The 22,668-nt window shown below is 44.7% G+C and carries 16 protein-coding genes; 8 read left to right on the forward strand and 8 right to left on the reverse strand.

Annotated features, from left to right (window positions below; genetic code table 11):
- Positions 1–15: 15 nt before the first annotated feature.
- Together D6024_RS21165 and D6024_RS21170 are read right to left on the reverse strand one after the other, a co-directional pair.
- On the reverse strand, positions 16–1,380 hold the full coding sequence (locus D6024_RS21165; RefSeq protein WP_121356815.1) for a hypothetical protein: 1,365 nt from the start codon (positions 1,378–1,380) through the stop codon (positions 16–18).
- 32 nt (positions 1,381–1,412) lie between these two features.
- Positions 1,413–2,597 (reverse strand): M4 family metallopeptidase, encoded by a 1,185-nt coding sequence (locus D6024_RS21170; protein ID WP_121356816.1) that lies wholly within the window; start codon positions 2,595–2,597, stop codon positions 1,413–1,415.
- A 178-nt stretch (positions 2,598–2,775) separates the two neighbouring features.
- On the opposite strand from D6024_RS21170, the gene D6024_RS21175 reads away from it, so the two are divergent.
- From D6024_RS21175 to D6024_RS21200, 6 genes are all read left to right on the forward strand, one after another.
- A complete protein-coding gene (locus tag D6024_RS21175; RefSeq protein WP_162944914.1) occupies positions 2,776–3,132 on the forward strand; it encodes a hypothetical protein in 357 nt (118 codons plus the stop codon).
- 57 nt (positions 3,133–3,189) lie between these two features.
- A complete protein-coding gene (locus D6024_RS21180; RefSeq protein ID WP_121356818.1) occupies positions 3,190–3,513 on the forward strand; it encodes a hypothetical protein in 324 nt (107 codons plus the stop codon).
- 399 nt (positions 3,514–3,912) lie between these two features.
- A complete protein-coding gene (locus D6024_RS21185) occupies positions 3,913–5,010 on the forward strand; it encodes a glycoside hydrolase family 25 protein (RefSeq protein ID WP_121356819.1) in 1,098 nt (365 codons plus the stop codon).
- Positions 5,007–6,884 (forward strand): caspase family protein, encoded by a 1,878-nt coding sequence (locus tag D6024_RS21190; protein ID WP_162944915.1) that lies wholly within the window; start codon positions 5,007–5,009, stop codon positions 6,882–6,884. The genes D6024_RS21185 and D6024_RS21190 overlap by 4 nt, the downstream gene beginning before the upstream one ends.
- A 565-nt stretch (positions 6,885–7,449) precedes the next feature.
- Complete coding sequence (locus D6024_RS21195) at positions 7,450–11,289, forward strand: caspase family protein (RefSeq protein WP_121356821.1); 3,840 nt, start codon at positions 7,450–7,452, stop codon at positions 11,287–11,289.
- 1,446 nt (positions 11,290–12,735) lie between these two features.
- Positions 12,736–13,056: a hypothetical protein gene (locus D6024_RS21200; protein ID WP_162944916.1), complete on the forward strand. Its 321-nt coding sequence runs from the start codon at positions 12,736–12,738 to the stop codon at positions 13,054–13,056.
- 1,408 nt (positions 13,057–14,464) lie between these two features.
- Here D6024_RS21200 and D6024_RS21220 read toward each other — a convergent pair.
- A complete protein-coding gene (locus D6024_RS21220) occupies positions 14,465–14,689 on the reverse strand; it encodes a hypothetical protein (protein WP_121356826.1) in 225 nt (74 codons plus the stop codon).
- A gap of 90 nt (positions 14,690–14,779) precedes the next feature.
- Here D6024_RS21220 and D6024_RS21225 point away from each other — a divergent pair, with 90 nt between their 5' ends.
- A complete protein-coding gene (locus tag D6024_RS21225) occupies positions 14,780–15,040 on the forward strand; it encodes a hypothetical protein (protein WP_121356827.1) in 261 nt (86 codons plus the stop codon).
- Positions 15,041–16,036: 996 nt separating this feature from the next.
- Here the strand turns inward: D6024_RS21225 and D6024_RS21245 are convergent.
- Genes D6024_RS21245 through kaiC form a run of 5 tightly spaced genes read right to left on the reverse strand, consistent with a single transcriptional unit; the run spans position 16,037 to position 20,079 of the window.
- Positions 16,037–16,432 (reverse strand): response regulator, encoded by a 396-nt coding sequence (locus D6024_RS21245; protein ID WP_121356831.1) that lies wholly within the window; start codon positions 16,430–16,432, stop codon positions 16,037–16,039.
- Positions 16,433–16,440: 8 nt separating this feature from the next.
- Positions 16,441–17,739: a sensor histidine kinase gene (locus D6024_RS21250; protein ID WP_240410111.1), complete on the reverse strand. Its 1,299-nt coding sequence runs from the start codon at positions 17,737–17,739 to the stop codon at positions 16,441–16,443.
- Positions 17,729–18,052 carry a circadian clock KaiB family protein gene (locus D6024_RS21255; protein ID WP_121356832.1) on the reverse strand — a complete coding sequence of 108 codons (324 nt, stop codon included), beginning with the start codon at positions 18,050–18,052 and terminating at the stop codon, positions 17,729–17,731. Before D6024_RS21255 ends, D6024_RS21250 begins: the two co-directional genes overlap by 11 nt.
- 1 nt (position 18,053) lies before the next feature.
- Positions 18,054–18,365: a circadian clock KaiB family protein gene (locus tag D6024_RS21260; RefSeq protein ID WP_121356833.1), complete on the reverse strand. Its 312-nt coding sequence runs from the start codon at positions 18,363–18,365 to the stop codon at positions 18,054–18,056.
- Positions 18,349–20,079: a circadian clock protein KaiC gene (kaiC, locus tag D6024_RS21265; protein ID WP_121356834.1), complete on the reverse strand. Its 1,731-nt coding sequence runs from the start codon at positions 20,077–20,079 to the stop codon at positions 18,349–18,351. Before kaiC ends, D6024_RS21260 begins: the two co-directional genes overlap by 17 nt.
- Positions 20,080–20,507: 428 nt before the next feature.
- Here kaiC and D6024_RS27340 point away from each other — a divergent pair, with 428 nt between their 5' ends.
- Positions 20,508–22,571, forward strand: coding sequence for an ATP-binding protein (locus tag D6024_RS27340; RefSeq protein ID WP_121356835.1), 2,064 nt, complete (start codon positions 20,508–20,510; stop codon positions 22,569–22,571).
- The last annotated feature ends 97 nt before the right edge of the window (positions 22,572–22,668 follow it).

Raw genomic sequence — 22,668 nt, forward strand, 5'->3', positions numbered from 1 at the left:
GTGGAACTGGCTTATCTAATAGCTGATCTTGTCGTTGGGAAGAAGGAGCAGGTTACCGTTGGCGGACTTAATCCTTCTATACTTATTCTTATAAATCCGATAAACTTTCATCTTATCTATCGGAGGGATGATGCCTTGATTTTTATTAATGTCAAGTGTCGAATTCAGATTGACCTCTACTGTGACCTTGTTAATGATGACAGGTATTACAGCATTGATCTCGTTTCTCATCCCGAAGGTGGAATACTTCAAGCCAGGAGATTGATGCGGGTCTGGGTTTACAGCATCCATCAGGTTGACAAATGCTCTATTGATCGTGTTGTTGAATAATAATTGGGAGTTGTTTTCTGTGAAGTTATTATCATCATCCTTCGGCTTTTTGGAGGCGTTGGAATTATTGCGTTTAAAATTGTTTTGAAAAAGGTAGATGAATTTTTGTTTTTTAATTATATCGGATAATTGAATATCAGCTGTGGATGCCTGTAGCGTTCCTTCATATGGGTGGCGGGGATTGCTATCATCTATGTTCAGGGTGTTTGCAGGTAAAACAGTCTTTTGAGAAAACTGCAGGAGCGGGTACTGCATGATCGCCCCTTTTTCATTTCGGTAGAACCTAATCAGCGTTTGACCAAGCAAGTTGTAGCTCCAAAAATCATTATTGGTACCGGTGGGATTTCCTTGATTATCAAATTGAAGTTTGGGCCTGGTCTTTTCAACGTTGTCGACACGAAGCCATATCTGCGGGTCTAACAACACAAAGGTCTTGTCGTCATCTATGAGAGCCATATAGCGGCCAAGAGATTGGTCCTGCGGGATAGGCGTCAACTCAATTATTTTTTTGACAATTTCATGAACCATACTCCCATTTTGACCTCCCCAGCCTACCGACTCATCCAGTCTGGCAATTTCTACGAATAGGTCGAAATAGTAGTTCTTGAAATTAGCCAAGTTTTGCAGCAATAGGTCATAATCGATTTGAAAGGCAATATTGTCCTTGTTGGCGGAAATGAAATAATTGACGTAAGCATCAAGCTTGACCGGAGTATTGGTAACATAGCTCCTAATAGCTCTGGGTAAAGCGCTCGTAGAAGATCTTTTATATGTCGCATTTGAAATGGCGTTCTTAGAGGTTGAATAATTCTTTGATAGTCCGCGAAAGATTACGTACTGGTACCTGTATTTTGAGTTATTCGTAAAGGTCAACGGGCCTTTTTTATGGAACAAAAAACCTGTAGGGGCAATTTTTGACTTGGGAGGTATCAGGAACTCGATTTCTTTTCCTGCGACATTGACTTTTTGTAACCAATATGATTGCGCATGCGAAGATGCAAAGAATAGCAGCGTTAAGATGGTCAACAGGAGGTAAAGTTTTGGTTTCATGTATGTAGTTTAATTGAAAATGAAATTTTGGTTTACCGATAAATTTCGCGGCAAGAAGGTACCCCAACGGCTCTCCACGCATCCTTTACACTCTGAAGCTGCACTGATCCTTGTCCAAAAAGGTCCGTCGCGGATCTAATGCAGGCGTCTCGCCAATCACAGTACTGGGAATTCGATTGGAGGTATACGGTTTCGCACCGGTAGATAATGCTATCCGATGCTCCCAAGCCGATTTTTCTGACTTTATACTGTTTGCCATTAGAGTTTGTACCTTCTCCGCCATTCACTAATAAATAAAACATGTAATTACCCACACCGCTATTAATGTGATCGTTTTTATCACTGCTGCCGCCGCGGTACCACAGGGCTATATCTTTATAAGTGTCGGGTTGATTATACAATTTGGGGTCAGACATATCTCTAACCTTGTAATTCATTTTGTTACTGATGATCCAACTTGATGCGTTTGGATCCGACCAAAACTCAATTGATTTTCCCATGATGTCGCTTATGCTTTCGCTAATCGCACCCGACTCTCCACCCGGGCGGAGTCGCGAAGTATGTGCTGTGACCCCATGGGTCAATTCATGGCCAATAATATCAAGAGTGGCGATGCCGTTTCCTGAGATTGTTTGGTTTCCTATCCTTAAGTTATTTCCGTACCAGACGGCATTGTCTGGAAAGTTGGGATCATTGACGTAGCTGAATATTGCACACCCGTTGTTATCAATGCTATTGCGATTAAAAAGGGTTTTATAGAACATATAAGTCTGAGACACGCCGTAATGGACATCTAGTGCGAATTGATCCTTTTCTTGGAAGAACCACCCGGGCATTCTGCTGATATAGTCTCCTCCTTCATCATCGCCACTTCTAAGCGTTATGATACCTTTTCCTTTGCTCCTATCTCTCAAATAATAAGTTGTGTCATTGAACCTCACGCAGGTGATGATTTGCCTGCCCGAATAGAAGGTCTGGGCGAAAACAGATGTATCAATGCAGTCATGGTTTTTCATCCCAGATGTCATTGGATAATTGTTTGACGCTCTGGAAGCGGCTGCCGACTTGCTCCCGACTCCTATTATTCCTTGTGCGACGATAACCGAAACCATTAAAGCAAAAGAAGTCAGCCGGAAACATTTCTGTATTAATAAATGTTCATACATACCCATAAGAAATAGCAAATGAATAAGTGTAGGATCGACTAATAGTAACAAATCATTTAGTTAGTTGTAATTCGGTATTAAAAAATTAATGGACTGGAATGAAGCGCCATTCAAAACAAGCCGGGAATCATAGTATTCGAATATAAATAATATTTTAACTTTAACAAATTATATTATATATTCAATTGCAGATTGAGTTATTACATCAATGAGATACGTAATCCATAGTATGAAGTATTTCAAGCTCGCTATGATTTTATTTAGTATCAACGGATTTGGCTTCCATGTATTTGGACAAAATTCCACACCGGGTAATGACGCATTGCAGCGGTTATTTAGAGATAGTCTTCCTACTCTAGTCAAGCGAATTGAAAACAGGATTATGTCCTCTCGATATATGGAGAAAATAGTCTTACAAGAAACAGATACATTAGAAGGCTGGAAGGGGTATATGGTTAAATTATATGAATATAAATTCAACGCAAAAGTTCCTAGTGCAAAGGTATACATGTTGAATGCAAATAGTCAGCAAGTGGCGAAATGGATTATCTCAGCATGTTATCGAGTGACTGGAAGGCTTGATTAAAAACATACAAACCTTCTAATTAATACTATAAGAGATCAATCTGGAGGACAGTTTCCGGTGAAGGGAACAGTTTACGAAAATCGTAATAAGCCACCTTTCTTTTTCAAAGATGGCGTAACTGTTTTCTTAAAAGCTAATGTGAAAGATAAACTTAAAAAGCACCAAATTGATACTCTTTCTGCTATAACTGACCAAAATATCACGTCTGGAAAATATGGGAGAATAATAAGTACAACAAGAGAAGAATACAAGATGAATGGTGGCAAGGAGGATGTAAGCGGATTGAACTGGCTGAAAGTTGTTAGACATGCATACCAAAAGGCACTAAATGTTAATGAGAATGAATTGATCACTGCTTGGGCTAGACAACATTTGCATTAAATTCAAAAAAACATAAATAGTGAGGGGGACAATTTCAGGGCCTAAATAGAAAACTTTCTTAGCACTCCTAACTGTTAGAGTACGGAATAGGCAATTAGGCAGCAAAAGCGGGTTAATTATGATAAAAGTTGTTTGTGTTGCCGAACAGTAAGCCTAATATAAAAGTAAAGTATTCGGAAGATCAAAGGTGAACATTGGCGCATGAATTATTAATACCAAGGCAAAGACCAACAATTCAAAAGCTGCCAAATATTTCTTTTGACATCGTGCAGCTTAAAAAAAACAGTGATAATGTAAAGCTGGAAATTAGAGGCATTATTGCGGGTATTGGTATTTCAGCACATACTTGACTCATATCCTAAAATTATTTTTTATTCCCTAACAAATAAACCAATTCTAATGGTAAACAAAACGCTTTTCCTTCTACTGCTGCTATTCATAGTAGGCAGCGCTGTGGCGCAAAAGAAAATGAAAAGCAGTAAGCCTCTTACTGAAGACACTAACTCCAAAGCATTCTTGTACTATGCTGTAATGGATGTAAAGCATGCCTCAAGTGATACGGTGTGCCTTGAAAATAACGTTTACCTGTATATAAACCGCCAAGACAATGGTTTGTACTTCAAGAAATACGATAAGTTGTATCCTGTGCCGAAAAAATATTACAGTGATATTACTACATTTATCTTCCAGTCCGCACTTGCCAATGATCCATATGGCATCTTGGAAAGAATGGCACAAATGAATGGTCTGCTTAAAAATTCAAAGATCGGAATAGATGTTGCAAGTCACCAATCGCCTACGGGGCAGCCTATAGATTGGCATAAGGTAAAGGCTGACACGGCCAATGCGCCAATTTCATTTATAATCATGCGGTCTATACGTGGATATGACAACTCTTATGATCCAAGGTTTCTTACTCATTACACGCAAGCATCAGCTACCGGTTTCCCAATTGGTTTTTACCACAATTTCGTACTAAACCGCTCTCACCGCCCCGACTACCTAAAGCACGCCGAAGAACAGGCTTATAAATTTGTCGAGTCGTTCAAAAACAAAAAAGTTGCTTTTAAGCCAATATTAGATATTGAAGTACATGAAAAATATGCCGTTGGAAAAGATTTTTCACCAGATGAGATTAGAAAGGCGACAAAGGTGTTCATTGATTTTGTTGAGCGTGAATTAAAAACTGATGTGATTATTTACACATTCGAAAGCTTTTATTATACTAATCTAAAAGGCTATTTCGATGACAGGTATGTATGGATCGCACGCTATCCTCACGGTGCAGATTTTGGCAAGCAAGGCACATACCCCGGGAGTAAAAATCCCTTCCTCGGTATATCCTATGATTTCGTTAACCAGAGATTTGATTACAGGCTTAAGAATAATTCTATAGGGTGGCAATTTTCCGAAAACGGCATAGTGAAAGGTACCCATAATGACGTGGACCTGAGTATTATACTGAATAAAGATTACGAGAAGTGGTTATGGAAATGAGAGCAATAGCACTGACAGTGTTTCTAGCTGGATTTACATTCCTGACAAGTGCACAGAACGTGAACCATGCAATAGTAATTGGGGTTGATAAGTACCTGTACGACGATGAATGGGGCACTATCCCGGAGTTGAAGGACAATATTGATACCGTTCTTGCATTCTTAAAAAGAGACCCAGTTCATAAGTTTCAGGTAACGCCGCCCTTAAGGAATAAGAATGCAATAGTTCGAAAAATAGTTACTATGTTCCAAAACCTTAAAGTGAGTAAGGGTGATAATGTGCTTATCTATTTGACCGGCCATGGTAGTCAAGTAGATGACTTAAATAATGATGAGAAAGACGGGAAAGACGAAGTGTTTGTTTGTTATGATGCTCCAAGCCCGAAAAATGATAGTGAGTTCAGGAGAAAAGTATTAATAGATGATAAGTTAGATGAACTGCTCACAGCTCTCAGGCAAAAATTGGGAAGCAGTGGACAGGTGTTCCTTATCGTAGAATCTTGCCATTCAGGTACAATAGAAAAGGCAGGAAATAAGGTAGTCTTTGTAGAAAGTAAGAAATGGCAAACAGCCTTCATGAGCGAAAAGCCTGTTAAAACAGAAGGGCTTGCACCCTTGATAACTTTCTCTTCTTCACGCGCCAATGATCCCACGCTTGTTGTTTACAATTATACCTCGCATTTCTTGAACGCACTTGAAAAGTTCGGCCGAGGAAGCTATTATGATCTGTACTATAACTTTTATCTGCTGCAGCGGCAGGAAGAGTTTAATAATTCTAACGTCGAACTTACCCTGAATGTAAATGTGGATGATCCTTATTATCTGCGGCTGGGTGTTTTCCAGGATATGGTTTACCCGGAAAAGAAGTTTGTGCGGGTCATTGCTACAGACCCGGCCTATCCTAAAGTGTCGCGGTACGAAATAGACAAAGGGATTTATGAGGGGCTCACTATCGGTTCGCTTATCAAGTTAATAGATGGTAAAGGGGCTGGTCACCAAGGTATGGTAACGTTTGTAAAAAGCAACTCATCCATTATTACACCCGATGCTAATGATGTAGCGCCGAAAGTAGATGATCTTTGGCCTGCCAAAGTAGAAATCACACACTACAATTTTAGCGACACTTTGTTGCTGCATATTGATTCCACCGTACCCGCTGACAAAAGGGCAGATATTATTACGGCCATGAGAGGGCTGGAATTTGTAAGGCTTGCAAATGACTCAGTCAGGGGATATACCCTGGTAGGCGTTTCCAATGGGGAGTTAGTTATAAAAAGGAACAATGATAATAAAGGCATTTACCTGATAAAAAATGCTAATGATACGAGAGCGGCCATGCTTAAACTGCAGATAAGTCATTTCATCATTAGGCTCAACACCGCCCGAGATTCATCAGTGAACTTATGCCTTCAAAGCAATGGGAAATGTCTCAGCGCTACCGAGTTAAACCAGCTAACAACCGGACAAAAACTAGCGCTTTTCGTCAAATCCAACAAGCTTATAAAAGACAAATATTATTGCATTCTTCAAATAGAAGATGAGATCATCAGGCAATTGGTGCCGGTCACATTTCGCTTCAATGAAAGTGATTGCATGCTAGCCAAAGATCAGTTGCAAAATATCTTTATTGGCGACATCATCGTTGGCAAGCTTAATGGCTCTTTTTTGCTCATCAGCAGTGAGAATCCTATTGACCTTAGGGAAATACTGTTAACGCCGCTTACGGCTAAAACAAAGGGCCATGGTGAAATGAATGACCTGGCGAAACTGGTCAGCCAATTGTTTCTCAACAGGAGTGGCAACCAGACCCTGTATGATCCCAGCAGCATTATTACACAGCAATTGGAATACCACGTGCGTGCAAAAAGTCAATAGGTAAATAACTTTATGTAATGTGAGAAAGATATTCGCTATAACCTATTTTGTACCCTTTGCCATTACAGTTCCCGCCCTATTGAAGTGTTCCTTTAATGAAAACAGAAGGCCTCTGCAGAAAGAACACGTATCAAGGCATTGGCCATATCGCGCCGACAAGTGTTACACTGTTGATGAGCAATGTGGGAAAATTATTCAACTTCAACCTATAGAGGTAATTTGTAATGTAAATAAGAGTAAGGCGAAATGTGACATCTAATGAGAAATTCGTTACAAGCAATTATGACATTTTACTTTATTTTGAAGACGACGAATATCCGCAACAGATAGCGTGGGCAGAACGATGGTCATTTTCTGTTGCTGGTGAGCGATGAACTGCTGAACCTCACGGGCGTGCTGATTACGTTTATTGAACTGAAACAGAGCGGAGTAGCAAAGATGAAAGTGCTGGTCTCGCAACAAAACGGACTGTTCTTGGAAAAAGTGGAAAGAGGTCGCTGAATAATCCCAAAGTGCTGCAAACCGTAAAGATTACTTACTCAATTAATTAATAAACTCTTTTTAGATGAAATGGTATGTTTTTCTGCTACTTGCATGGTGGTGCAACCAAGGCGCATTTGCACAAATTTCTTTCAAAAAGGTGAAAAAATTGCATTTGCCTATACAGGACTGTAAGATTCATGATGTGAGTAGCGATGACCACTATGCGCTCATTTCCGACCTCCACCGCAACCAGTTGTATGTGTACGATCTACAAAGCCAGGAAACGGTATATGCTGCCGAACACACCCCTCTTCCTGATCACCCGCGGTACGCAAAATTCAACAGTAACTACAACAAAGTATTGGTTTGTTACACAGAATCGGATAAGCCTGTTATTGTTTATCAACTGGACTTTTCTGTTGATAGTATGCGGGTGCGGGCGTTAAAGCTGCCAATAAAAGGAAATAATCTTTTGTTTTTTCGCGTTTTCCGAAATCTATTATTATTCGAAACGAGGAAAACATCGTTGAGTCCCATACAAAATCTGTATGCTTATAACCCTGAAACATTAACACCCTACCAAGATTTAGATAAACTTTACAGCAAAACATGTAATAAAAAACATCGGGCATTATGCCTTGTGGATGAAGTTAAAAAAGTTGTGTATGCAGTCACTGAGGAAAAACTCCAGGCAGGTGTGATTAAAGGCACAATAACAAAATTAACTCAAACTACAAAAGGATGGAGGCTAGGATATAACGCTCCTTTGAACATGCTGGATGTTAAAAAGTTTGCGGATGTTAGTGATTTGAGGATTATACCAGAATATTTTTTGATGGAAAAAGGCCGCCAGATTATTATCGTGGGAAACGGAGGTGAGGGTTTATACAGGCAGAATACATCGAAAGTTTTAGAGGTAACCGTTTTCAATACCCAAACTCGGGAGAGTACCACACAAATGTGGAAAGGTAATGCATTAAAACTACGCCTTGACAGTTTGTTCGCTAAATATGGTGGCCTCGATCTGGCGAATGCGCTGGAGGGATTTAGCTATCAAACGAAGGGATATGGCCAGAAATATCCAATGGAAAAGTATGGGTTGCAAAGCGATAGCATTCAGTTGTACGAGTTTAGGGGAGCAGAACGGGATTCTTTTTTAAATGCGGTTCCAATTTCAAAATTGTCATTGTACGGTGCGGGATATGCGCGGGGCCGGTATAAAGCATTATCGGATTCATATTATGATTACGGTGAGAACGAGTCTGCCGGCGGAAAACTGGTTTTCGATTATACAAATAGCGCTGCTACGCCCATTTTACTGGATAATAGCCCTGAAGTGTTACAGTACAACGACGTGGTGCAGAACCTGAGTAGTTATCAGTTGATCCGTAATACTCCATTTGATGTGGTACACGATAAACCGTGGCGAATATTACATGCTTTTTTGTCATGCCAAGCTCAACGTACTGACACTAACCAACGAGAGGTACTGCCTTTCAGCTATAACCCTTCTACTTCAACCATTGATACTGGTTGGCAAGATTGTGATAAAGGGATTATTTATATCAAAACGGGGGGGAAGCAATATACATTTGCCCGCGATACGCTAATAGCGCAAATTGCGAAACTCGCAGATTTACCTCACAATGCTCTGTCAATCATTTCGGAGATTCGTGTGGGCAGTTTTCACTACCCTATAGCGCATATCTCCGCCTATTTTGATAAAGTAAGTTACGTCTATTTAGCATGGAACGTCCAAATACAGCAGCTTGTTTCGTTTCACCGGTTTTATAGGAAAGAAGATTACGGTATATGGAAGAGAGTAGATCCAAAAGATTCGATCTTGTTTTTCTGTGATGAGCGTAGGGGTAAGGAAAATATCGGAAACTTGCCCGCTACGAACTCGCTGAAACCATATCTTTCTAAAAATGACACGGTAGATGTTTTGGATTTGTATGCTGTGAACCTACTATCCGGGAAATTGTCGATTTTAGATACGATTCAATATCATGCGTTGCAAACGACGCATATGGCTATTGATTGGGGAAACTACGGATACGAACCAAATTTAGGGTTAGCTATGTATCATATACCCGGTTCGTTCGAAACTACTGTGGTTTACGATCTGATAAACCGACGGCGATTGCTGCATTTTGAAACCAATTACGGAAGTATTTCAGGGCAGATGATGCCTGTGCTACAAAAGTTTTTGCAGAGATTGCTGCAACTAAACCAGATCAAAAAGGAAGCAGTAATCGAGTTGCCCTTACTGTCTACGCTTTTTGACGGAGACGCGTTTGACAAAAACCCGGAAAATGTGTTCAGAATAGATCTGGAGCATAAACGGGTAACTGTAATAACGCAGGGACAGCTGGTTTTGATGAATTTGGAAGGAGCGGAATTGAAGAACGTCAGGAATTATTTCTATGAAGGCGAATATGCGTATGCGGACTTCGGACGAGGTATGTTTGCTAGCCGTATAGGTTTTGATGATAAAGTTTATAAATTGTACAGGCTTGAAGATGGGAAATACCTATGCACAGTATATTTTGACGTATCCGCTGTGCGCTTCGAAGACGCATTTGGCAATTTCGCTTCATTTTCGCTATACAGCAGTGGTTCCTCCGCGCAAAACGATGCAATGTTGAACCGACCGGATCTGTTTTTAAAGTTGCTGAATAACCATGATGAGCGGTTTGGCATTATTTACGATCGGGTAGTAAAACTAAGGCAACATAAATCACAGCATGCGGTACAAACCGGTAAAATGCCCGAAGTGAGGATTGTACAAACGTCAGACCTGAAAATGCTATACCGGAATTCAAACAAGGTGCGGCTCACCATTCAGCTCTTGGATAGCTTGCGTTCCATACGAAAAATCAATATTTGGATTAACGGCCTACCTACATTGGGGTACAACGGCAAATTGGTTCCGATGGCAATAGACAGCATGTACCAAACCGTTGTACTAACAGAGGGGAAAAACGTAATAGAAGTGGCGGTGATGAACGAAGCGGGTGTTTGGGGGAAGCGTGCGAAGTTTGTGTGTTACTATGCCCCGCCTTTGCCAAGTCCTAGCTGTACCTATTTCGTCGGCATCGGCATGTCTGAGTACGAAGATACTACGCGCCGCCTCAATGCCTCTGTGGAAGATATTCGCAGTGTAATAAAGAATATGCAGGCGCAGGATCCCAATTTCAAAGTGCTGGATACTCTGCTGAACACACGGTATTCACTTCGCAGGCAACTGATGCAGATCAAAGAAAAACTGATTCGAACATCAGCCAAAGACAAAGTGATATTCTGGTTAAGCGGCCACGGCTTGCTGTCCCCTGGAAACTTAACCTGGCATTTCGCCGGCTACAATACCAATTTCGCCCATCCCGATACCAGCACAACGCTTACGTATGACGATCTTGAAGATTTATTTGAGGGCGTGCCCGCGCGGAAACGTTTAATCATGATAGACGCATGTCATGCAGGACAATCGTATTTCGATTATGCGGATACACAAGGCTATAAACAAAAAGAAAATGCCGCTGACGGACAGAAAGATCGTTCGGGGGACCCGCCCGTAAAGTCATCGTTTGAGATTATAGATGGGTTTTCAACTTTTATTCCTGATGATAGGTTCGAAAATATAGACTATGAGGCATTTAAAATCATTACCCAAGCTTTTCCTGACTACAGCCAGAACGGCTCCGTAGTAATTACCGCCTCTCGCGGCGAACAAACGGCCAAAGAAGACAAATACAATGGCCTATTTACACGGTCGTTCCTCAAGATTTATGACCGTACACCGACTGGTACACTCACTGTATCAAGACTCGTCGATCAATTGCTAGAAGAATTTAGGAATTCCGAATACCAGTCGCCTTCACTCAAAGCCTTCAATCCTGCATCCGACTGGATTCTGAAATAAATCAAAAGCATTTTCGGTACATCAATTCGAGTGTTTTCTTCTACTTTACAGGTTAGACGACGTGGGCTGAATTCCTTGTCTGGTAGCTGCAAGAATTTTTAAAAAAGGCTCTAAATTGAGCCTTTTTTGTTGCGCTGTTTTGATTAAATTTGACGATAGTTCTTTTCATCCACTTCCTTCACTGTTGGCTAAAAGATGAGCGAAGTGCATTGGAACTTACAGGTAAAATTTTCAAGCTGTTATGATCCGAGTTGGACCATGCCTTTCGACGATTACAGTTTTTAGTCGGACGCCACTGGCGACTATAATTCATGGTGAGTCATTCGGTGAGTCCAAGATATGAAAATATATAAGTCGGTGAAAGTCATCATATTACAAGGTACTTTCAAATCCTGTCTTCCCGACAACTAAACAATAAAACCCGCTCCTATAGCGGGTTTTATTGTTTTTCTGCCATAGGAGCAAAAACCATGAATTTCTATGAATGAAGATTTATAATATTAGTGAGGATGCCAAGAATTTGACTACGAAATTATTTTTTGAGGAATGTGCTATCAGCGATCCAAAAAGGAATACAGCGAATAGTAATTCTACTGTTTGATTACTACAAAAAGTAACGAGCCTTGTTTTAAATAAATCTCTCTTGATCCAAAAGTTATTTAAATATGACTTTTGTAATTATAACTTCAGTCATTCTAACACTACATACTCGCTTCCTAATCTTTTTTAAAAGTATTCTTCCGTCTATTTGTGTTTAAAATAGATATTCCAGACTTTCATTACTCTTGCTGTAGTACGCCAGCGGCGATGGTGTTAAAAGGAACCTGGAAACCAGAAAATATCTAAAAACAACGACCAGCAATACCATAAAATGGGTAAAATTCCAGCCTGCGAAATTGTGTTGCAAGCGAGTGACTGTATAGAAGCACACGTAGTGTCTACTGCGGGACGTGGCCCCCGGCCCTCTGCACAGGCGCTTTACGTTTCCTCAAAGGCAATACCTGTACAGATTTGACCCAAGGAAATTTGAATCGGCGACGTTGCAAACCCGTTTGCTTCTTTTTTGCTCCTGCGTTTGAACGTTTTGACTAACAGAGAACGAATGCCTGAACAGCGTTTTCCCAGACCATACTATTTCTCTGCTGTTTTCCAGACATCAGGAAAAGGTTGCTGACTGCGGCCTTTTCCCTTTTTGTACTGATATCGCTGCCGAAGCATCAGGTATGCACGCCGTCCTTTAGTTGTTTGCATTGGCAAAGCCCCGCCTTCTATCCCCGACAACTGTCATTTCATTATCTATATGTCAATGAATGGTGCCTGAATACATGTGCAAGTATCGAGAAAATCTGGGCGACTGCAGGGCATTTGCGGGGCGCCGCCTGCTGCTTCAAGACGGGTCGAAAAACATCTATCTGCTGAAAGTTTGTGACCTCCTACCTTTGCCAGATGGTTGAAGTGATTTGCCTGGACGATACGAACAAGCCGGAAGCCATTCCTGACCGATTCTGGATAAAGGAAGGCGAGAAGGTTCACATCACGCTTGTTACCTTTCATCCGATGCAGGAAGGCGGCATCCAGGGCTGTGAATTGTACGAAAAGCCCCTGCCGCTGGAGTACTGCGCCCCTTACAACTTCTGGAAATTAAGCCGGTTTGGCATCACGCCAGAGAACCTCGAAGCGCTGATTGAACTGATAAAGCAGTCCACGGAACTCAATGACGTGGACATCCGGCACCTGATCGAAGAAACAGAACTACAGACGGTGTAGTTTGCCTCATGCGCCTGTTTGCAGCGGGCCATCAAGTAGAGATTACTGCGGCTGTATTGAAAGTTTATTCTGCGAAAACAAGCCACCGTTTATTCCAGGGAGCCTTCGGTGTGTCCGGTGTGTTCGCAGGAGCGCACAATTGGTCGCGGGTGAGGTTTTACTTCTTTACCGTTCCCTTGCAGGAAGACCAGTAGACCTTTTTATTGAAAGAACCGCTATAAACTGATTTGTCGTTGACTGGCTTGTTTGCTGCGGTTGGCGTTTTTCCTGCTTTGTTTATTCTGACGGCTTTGCAACCTGTGAATAAGGTGGGAAGCACCTATCCATGCGGACGCAAGGAGCTCTTTATAAAATTGTAGACACAAGGCCTGTCGTTTCATCCACAGCCAAACAGCTGTTGGAGCAGGCTATTTTTACCGTATTCACGTCACTTCATTGCAGACGGCCTGCCGCCACCTTGCGCCTGTACGACTCAGACAGCTTGCTTCTCTTCTTTACAGATTGACCCTACGGTTCGCCGTTTGTATTCAGGGATAGGTTGCGTTTGCAGACTTGCAGCAGAGGCCACCTTCCACACAGGCCCAAATGCTAGTCTAAGGCTGCGTTGCAGTTGCTGAGGTATTTCCCTTTCGTTGTACTCAGGGTTTCCACTCATGGCCCATTTTGCCCTTATTTCCCCTGTAAATTTCGTCTGCCAATCGGCGGTTGTTCGCCCCCGTTTTTTGATAGTTCAGCGAACCGCAAGGCATCGCTGTTTTTGCGGCTTGTATTTTTGTGTGGTCAACAAATCCAGATCCTGAAAAACAATCGACCAAACAATCTTAAAAACCAAAACAAACTGTATCCGAATCCTGTAAAAGCCCGTTTAGATCCGTATTGACTATGAAGATGATCCAATCCTTGAAAACCAAAGGCGTCCAAGTTGTCCAATGAAAACCGAACCCTGAACCCAAAAACGCCTTCTCATCGATCCCCTCCCCACCAGGTGGGGATTTGTGTTTCCAAAAGGGTTTGTACCGTTGTTTTTCGCTTTGCCGATTTTCGTGAAGAAGGAGCAGGAGGATCCTATTGAACCCGGACACATTGCCGTTGACAGCAACGGGTCCAATTGTGTGAATCTCTCTCCGTCAACCACCGTTTCACGCAGGTGTCGAAAACCACCGGCAGCTTTTCTTCGTGGGTGTGCCGGCGCTTTTTTTGTGCTGCCGCTCGCCTCATTTTGACCCGGGCTGGGCAATTTGTCTTTCGAACCTGCTGCTGCAGGGCCCCTGATGGCCGAACTGCTTTTTCCAAAATGGGCTTCGCCTTTTTCATAAGCCGGTGGTCGGCCCTGCCTGAAACTTTACGCTTGTCAATGCCATCCCCGTTTTTCTGATCTCTGCCCGGATGAATGCTGCCGGCACATTGTTTATTTCGTAAGGTTATTCATCCGATCCATCAATGCCCGGACGGCCGTACAGGTCTTTGCCAGCATCTGCACTTCACAATCGATGAAGGCTGATTTGTATTGTTCGACGGCCCGTTTTTCCATAAGTCCCTGCACAGCCGTGATGCTTTCATTGGGAATGAACCGGATGCCCTGGAAGGGCCTGTTCCTGGTTTTCGTCCATATAACAATACGGTAATACGGCACGCCGCAAAGCTAAAAATTTTAGCAATTGTATTTGTCAAATGCTAATTTTGGAAAAATTGCACTTTAGAGGAATCCGCTAAAACCTTTCCTATGGCTAGCCTGCTTGTTGCCGTTGTACTGCTTGTTCTGCTTGTGTTGCATTGCTACGGCAAGGGCGATCCTATTGAATGCATAGAAAAGGAGAAAGATATCATTGCGCAGCTTAGAGAAAAGTACCAGGACGCATTGAAGTCGGGTGATAAGGGAAAGGCGTTTACCTATGGACGTGATTATTACTGCTATTTGCGAAACTCCAGCCAACTGAGCGCCTTTGACGAGCAGATCATCCTGAACGATCTAGGTGGATTGTAGCGCAAGTTGCTCTTTCGCTCTATCACTGGTGGTCGATGCCAGGTGATTTTTCTACTCCGGTCAATAAAAAGCCGCTTTCATGCAAGAAGCGGCAACAAAGGCCACCCGTTTTGCTGTTATTTTTCCTAAAACGGTCGTGTCGTAACGGACATCGTTGCCTGATTTTTTTATCGCCCCTTCAGGGCTTTGCTTTTTTGTGTTTGGCTTCTGGCCGGGCTTGTGCACCGGGCTATTTATCGGCAGCCTTTCAGACCTCTTTTTTGTAAACGGTTGCCTGATACAAGTGGCGCAGATGATGGTGAGGCGGGATGGTCTGAAGCGGTGCCACCGCAGCCTTCGCAGTCACTGAAAGATGGTATTCATTTTCCTGTTCGCCGGCATATCTGACGATGGATGCCGGCTGTATATACTGCCGGGCCGTGGCGGGTGCTGCCGCCAATACGGATCGCTTCTATTCTACAACTCATGTCTGCAAACCATCCATCATTTACAATCGTGGTATTGTATTACCGGTATCATGCAACCCAGTGGCTGCAATCAAAACTGTTTTCCAAAATACAGGCTGCCTTCAGGCTGTATTTCCAACGATGCGGAACCGGTACTTGCCGTAAAGACAAATGGCTGATCCAGGCAAAACCCCTGCAGACGAAAGCGAAGCCTGCGTTTGAGAAAGTCGCGGCAGCTCAACCTGCCTAAGCTTGTGTAAAGGTGCCCCGGGGGGCTGTTTACAAACCGGTTATCGCTGCCCTGTCTGCGCTGTTGACGATTCTTTCGGACCTACTCTCAATTGGCATGGGCAATCAGCAGCCGGGAAACAGAGGCCTGTTAAGACAATTCTCCATCGGCCATACAGGTGTGCAAACTGAAAATGGTGTACGTGCCCGCTTTGCCATGGCAGGCCGGTTGAAAAGAAAGTGAAGGTCAGGCGTTCAATCCCTGCCACGGCTCAGCCTAACGTTGTGGAGCCATGCTCTCCCGAAATGTGTACCAAAGGGTTCAGTCCAACAAGTTCAAAATGGCGTCTATCATTTCTTCATACCCTTTTTTTGAAATGGGTTTTGCGATCACCAATGCAGCTCCTGCAGCCATGCTGTTGCTGACCAACTCTTCATCTGCATAGGTGGAGTAGATCACAACGGGAAGGTGAGAAAAGCGGGCCTCGGCTTTTAGCGCTGCGAGGGTCTGCAGGCCATTGCGCTTTGGCATGTTCTGATCAAGGACAATGACGTGCGGTAAATCCTGGCTCGTTGTATTTTCCAGGACGGTCAGCAATTCCTCGCCATTTTCCACCACGGGCATAATAACAATGTCCTGGCGGTGTGACAAAAAATCACAAAACAGTTTTTGGTCATCCGCATCGTCTTCTGCCAACAAGATTTTCCGAAAGGTCATAAACGGCGCTAAGATATGTTTTGTTTTACCGGTAAGATGATTTTGAACTGCGTGCCGGCGCCTTCGCTGCTGCTCGCCGTGATCAAACCATTGTGCTTCTCAATGATCTTTTTGGCAATGGCCAGCCCGATGCCGGTGCCTTCGTATTTATCCTTGGAATTGAGGCGTTCGAAGAGGGTGAAAATGTTCGAAAGGTATTTCTCATTGAAGCCGATCCCGTTATCGGCGACGGTGATCAGGCAATAAGGGCCATCAGCCGACTCCGGACTGTCAAATGAGCGTTGTCCGATTTGCCGGGACGTAACCGAAATAACAGGTGCCTGGCCGGGCTTTGAAAACTTCAGTGAATTGCTGATAATGTTCTGAAAGACCTGGCGTATCTGGCCCCTGTTGGCATCAATACAGGGCAACTGTCCTCTATCAACGATGGCACCTTTCTCCGCAATCACCAGTTCAAAATCTTCCAACAGTTCTTCGACAATTTCGTTCAAATCAATGCAGTCATGAGGAAGGTCGCTTGCAGAAAGTTTTGAGTAATTCAGGATGTCCAGGATCAGTGTCTTCATCCGTGAAGAAGAAACAATGATTTTTTCGAGGTATTTTCTTGACAGGGGCGTCAGTTCGATTCCATTCTCTTTTATGAGGTTGGAAAAGATCTGGATCTTGCGCAGGGGTTCCTGCAAATCATGGGAGGCCACCGAAGCAAACTGCTGCAGGTCGTGGTTGCTGGCTTCCAGGGCCTGGTTGATCTCTGCCAGTTGACTGTTGTTGTCGCGTAATTGTTTCTGCGTTGCCTTTTGTGCAGTGAGATCCGTGAGAATGATGCTCAGGGAAATTCCTTCCTGCAGTTCCAGTGTGGTTAACGACAGTTGCACAGGCTTGCGGTCTTTACCGGCGATCAACAAAACCTCTCCTTTGCAATCATCCGTCCAGCAGGTTTTGAATAAGGCGTTGTAGTGCGGCATATTTTCCGGTGCGATGAAGGTGTCGAACGGAATACCAATGACATTGGAAAGCGGCAACTGCACCATCCGGGCAAACTGCGAATTGCAATAAAGGATCAATCCTTCGGGATTTAGCGTCACGGCTCCTTCGGTCATTTTTTCAATGAACACACGATAGGTCTGGTCGGCATTTTTCAATGTGTACAACTGGTGGCCATTTTCGCTTTGCACCACAAGGGCATCAACCTGCCCGGTGCGAATGGCTTCAATGGTATCATTGGCCTCCTCCAGCTGCTGGCGCAGTTCATCGATTTCCGCCTGGAGGATTTCCCTGGTTTGGTATTTCACGTCTTTATCTGCCATGAAGATAAAAGCCTAATCCTTTTAATACTTTTTCTGTATCCGACATGTCGCCGATCAGCCTGCGTTCCGGCAAGGGCTGTCTCCTGATCAGCAGCGGTAGTGCAACCAGTTGTTCTTTTTCAGCAAGGGCCTGCTGTTGATATACATCGATGATCTCCAGCTGATAATTTCCTTTCAGGTGATCCTCGCAAATCTGTTTGATGTTGGCAACCGCCCTCACCGAGTTGGGTGTTGCGCCGGTAATGAATAAATGGAGAACATATTCATTCGTTCCGTTACTTGTACCATCGGCATGTTCTTCCTTTTTTTTCATGTTATTTCTTTACGGGACGTATGTTCAATCCTACCAGCACCTTTTCTTCATTGGACAAATCGCCAATGATCTTGCGGATGGGTACAGGAACTTTTCGTACCAGGGTAGGGATGGCCAGTATCTGATCGCCGGCGGCCAGTTGGGGGTGGATCAATAAGTCAATGACTTCGATCTTGTATTCATCCTTCAAATGCTCTTCACAATACTTTTTCAGGTTCGCCAGTGCCATCACCGATTTGGGCGTGTTCCCGGCAATGTATAACCGCAGTTCCCACTTGTAGGTTTTCTTCACTGCTTTACTTCCTTTTGCCATTGCCTGCATTTTTGGTGAGCCTGTTCTCGATCATCTGCTTGCGGTTCTTTTCCATTATCTCTTTCTTAAGATCTTCTTCGATGTAGGATTTGTTCAATTGATCCTGCACAGACTCAAACTCTTCCTGCAGGGAAGCAATCTTAGCTTCCAGTACCTTTCGCTTCCGCTGGATCTCGATGTCTTTGCGGCTGAGGGCATGGGTGCGCATCACCGCACCGGTGACTTCGCTGAGCATCTGTGCTTCCCTGGCCGAACCGGTGAGCACACCTTCCGGACCAAGGTAAACATCCACCAGGTCCAATCCCTCGTCGGTGATCACAAACTCTCTTACCTGGTTGGAGTGTTTCATGCCCCGCGATTTCATGATGTACATGCCGCGGTTGCGTTCACCGTTCGATTCAATGTCCCTCACCAGGAGCCAGGCATCAACAAGGGAAGAAACGCCTTCATCCGTTTGTTCATTAACGATCGTGTTTAACGACAGGGCCGTAAACAACACCGTAATTTGTTCGGCCTGTAAAAAGTCGATCAGCCGGACCAGCATGGACTTTACTTCGCTTACCGAACCCACGGTGACAAGGTTGGTGATGGGATCGAGAATGACTGTTCTGGGTTTAAACTTTTTGATCTTTTTGTGGATGTCCACCAGGTGCATTTCCAGCCCGTACAATGTCGGCCTTGAGGCATTCATCTGTAGCAGGCCATTGTCGATATGCGTTTGCAGGTCGATGCCGATGGAATGCATGTTCCGGATAATCTGTTGCGGTGATTCCTCAAATGCGAAGTAAATGCAGCGCTCTTTGCGGCGGCAGCTTTCATTGGCGAAAAACGCAGCAATGCTGGTTTTGCCGGTACCCGCCGTTCCCGACACCAGGATAGAGCTTCCGCGGAAGAACCCTTTTCCGCCCAGCATATGATCCAGTGCCGGAATGCCCGAAGAAATGCGTTGCGTGGACACCGGTGCATTCAGCAGGAGCGAGGTCACGGGCAAAACAGAGATGCCGTCTTCGTCAATCAGAAACGGGTATTCATTGGTACCATGCAATGATCCGCGGTACTTGATAATTCGCAGGAGGCGGGTGGAAATTTGATTGGAGACCCGGTGATCGAGCAGGATGACGCAATCCGAAACATATTCCTCCAGGCCCTGGCGGGTCAGACTGCTCTCGCCACGTTCCCCGGTGATAATGGCGGTGACGCCTTTTTCTTTCAACCAGCCAAACAGGCGCCGGAGTTCGGCCCGTAAAATACCCTGGTTATCGAGGCCGGAGAAAAGGTTTTCGATGGTATCCAGCACCACCCGCTTCGCGCCGATGCTGTCGATGGCATAGCCAAGCCGGATGAACAAGCCGTCCAGGTCATACTCCCCGGTTTCTTCTATTTCCGTACGGTCGATGTGTACATGGTCCAGCTTCACCAGTCCCTTCTTCTGAAGGTCTTTTAAATCAAATCCGAGCGATGCAACATTCATGATTAATTCATCGGCCTTCTCTTCAAAGGCCATGAACACGCCAGGCTCGTTGAATTGCATGGCGCCGCGAACAATGAATTCCAAGGAGAGGAGCGTTTTGCCGGAACCGGCAGCGCCACAAACCAATGTGGGGCGTCCGGCAGGAAGTCCGCCATCGGTTATCTCATCTAATCCGTTAATGCCTGTTGGCGATTTGGATAATTGTTTCAGAACGGGAGAGTGTTTTTTTGACTTCGCTGGCATAAATAAGAAAGAGGAGGATGATTAAATGTCTTTGAATGTACACTATTTCTTTATCGGGGACCGGAAAGCGTTTGTTCAGCACCAATCCTTTATGTCTTTGTGTACAACAATCTTGCCTGCCTCGTTCCGACGCAGGAACAGGCCTATTGAAAATGAAAATGGTGCTCTCTTAAAGGGTGCATAGCCCGCCTGACGATCATAGAATCCTACTTTGGTATTCAATCACCTGCCCGGCGCCATCCTGAATACCAAACAGCCGGCCGGTGACAAGTTTCATCCGGAATGCATGGCTTCCCATAAAGGAACTGAGAAGCTGCAGCACCGATCAATCAAGGCCGGAGGGAGGGTGAAAATTACCCCGGGTCTTGTATCCAGTTCTTTTGTACCTTTTATTATCTTTTACTTCAACCTCTTTTATCAAGGCCGCCATGAGAACGTGCCTGCTTTCTGTTTTGCTGCTTATCGGCGTTGTGCGTGCACCGGCCCAGCCCTCATCGCTGGGTGCAATCTATGATCCTGACCTCTTAAAGCTGAATGCCGACAGCCTGCGTGGCTTGCTCCTGCAGGCTAAAACGGATACGGGCCGTGTGGACCTCCTCATTTTGTTGGGGCAATCGTACCTGCAGCGGAATAAAGACTCGGCGCTTCGGTTTACCCAACAGGCCGTATGGTTGGCACAGCGGATCAATTATCCGAGAGGGCTCTTCGGCGCACGTACCCGTATGGCTTTGGTATTTAGAGATGAGGGCAACTATCCCAAAGCCATTGAATTGCTCTTGACAAACCTGGCTATTGCCGAGCGCTACCACGATACGCTGCGCCTTTATTTCATGAACCAGTTTCTCGGCATCGTGTATGGCGCCATGGGCGATTTTGCGCACCAATTGCAGTATGCCCGAAGGGTGCAACAACTGACTCACTCCGGTTTTTTTAAAACGGCAAACGAGGTGCAGTATTATGCCTTGCGGGGTTATGTCAACCAAATGGCCCGTGCGTTTGAGGGCCTGAACCGCCTGGATTCGGCACTTTTTTACTGGCAGCGTTCTTACAGTCTTGCAGCAACCTTAAAAGACAACCAACGGATTGCCTTTGCAAATCTGGGCCTTGCTTCCATACTGGCAAAGCAGAACCGGGTGGACGAGGCTTTTTCGCGTTACCGCACCGCGCTTGATTTTGCAGGGAAGACAGGCCGTGGATATTCGGAGTTGGCAAGCCGGGAAGAGATGATGGCGCAGTCGTGGCTGGGGATGGCTACGTTGTTTGCCAAAAACAAGCAATGGGATTCTGCAACGTCCTATGGCTACATGTCGCTGGCGCGGTATCAGCTACTGACATTGCCGGCGCAGGAACTGAAGGCAGATTTGTTTTTGAATGAACTGTATGCAAAGCAAGACCGCACCGACAGTGCTTACAAATACCTGCGGATGGCCATGCTGCTCAAAGACAGCCTGTTCAACCAGGAGAAGACAAGACAGGTGCAAAACCTGCAGTTCAACGAAACCCTGCGCATGCAGCAACTGGAGCAGGAAAGAAAAGAAGCCCTTCAGCGCTACCAGGTAAATCTGAAACTGTATGCGCTTGGTGCCGGTTTGGTCCTTGTGCTTTTGATTGCTTTTTTCCTATACCGGAACAACAAGGCAAAGCAAACGTCGAATGTGCTGCTGCACGAACAAAAGCGGCGGGTTGAAGAGGCCTATGCAAGACTTCAGGCTACCCAAGCCCAACTGGTGCAGCAGGAAAAGATGGCATCCCTGGGCGAACTCACGGCGGGCATTGCGCATGAGATTCAAAACCCGTTAAATTTTGTGAACAATTTCTCCGAGGCAAATAAGGAATTGCTGGACGAGCTGCAAGAGGCCAATGAAAAGGGTAACCAGGCAGAAATCAACACCCTTGCAGCAGACATCAAGGCAAATGAAGAAAAGATCAACCAGCATGGCAAAAGAGCTGACTCCATCGTCAAGAACATGTTGCAACATGCAAGGACAACTGCCGGCAAGAAAGAACCGATCAACATCAATCAACTGGTAGAGGAATATTTGCGCTTGTCGTATCATGGCTTCCGGGCCAAAAACAGTTCCTTTAGTGCCATTGTCGAAACAAGCTTCAGTGAAGAAGCCGGACAGTTGGCAGTGGTGCCACAGGATTTGGGGCGGGTGCTTCTGAACCTGTTTAACAACGCCTTTTATGCCACACAACAGAAGAAACAGCAACAGAACGGACTATTTGAACCAAAAGTTTCGGTCAGCACAAACAAATGTGCCGACGGCAGCGTGGAGGTGCATGTAAACGACAACGGCACGGGAATTCCGCAAACGATGATCCATAAGGTATTCCAGCCTTTTTTTACCACCAAGCCTACCGGGGAAGGCACAGGCCTGGGGCTGTCGCTCAGCTACGATATTGTCACCAAAGAGCATGGTGGTACATTGTCCGTTCAGTCAACAGAAGGGAAAGGGGCAGCGTTCGTGGTTATGCTGCCTGCCAGCTGACCAACCTGTTGGCTAAACAACATTCCTAAGGACCCACCCTCTTCCAAACCGGAACACGGCGGCTATTGAGAGATGTAAATTTGCCGGGTAAGTGATT

The sequence above is a fragment of the Flavisolibacter nicotianae genome, from assembly GCF_003628535.1.
In the GTDB taxonomy this organism is placed as follows: domain Bacteria; phylum Bacteroidota; class Bacteroidia; order Chitinophagales; family Chitinophagaceae; genus Flavisolibacter; species Flavisolibacter nicotianae.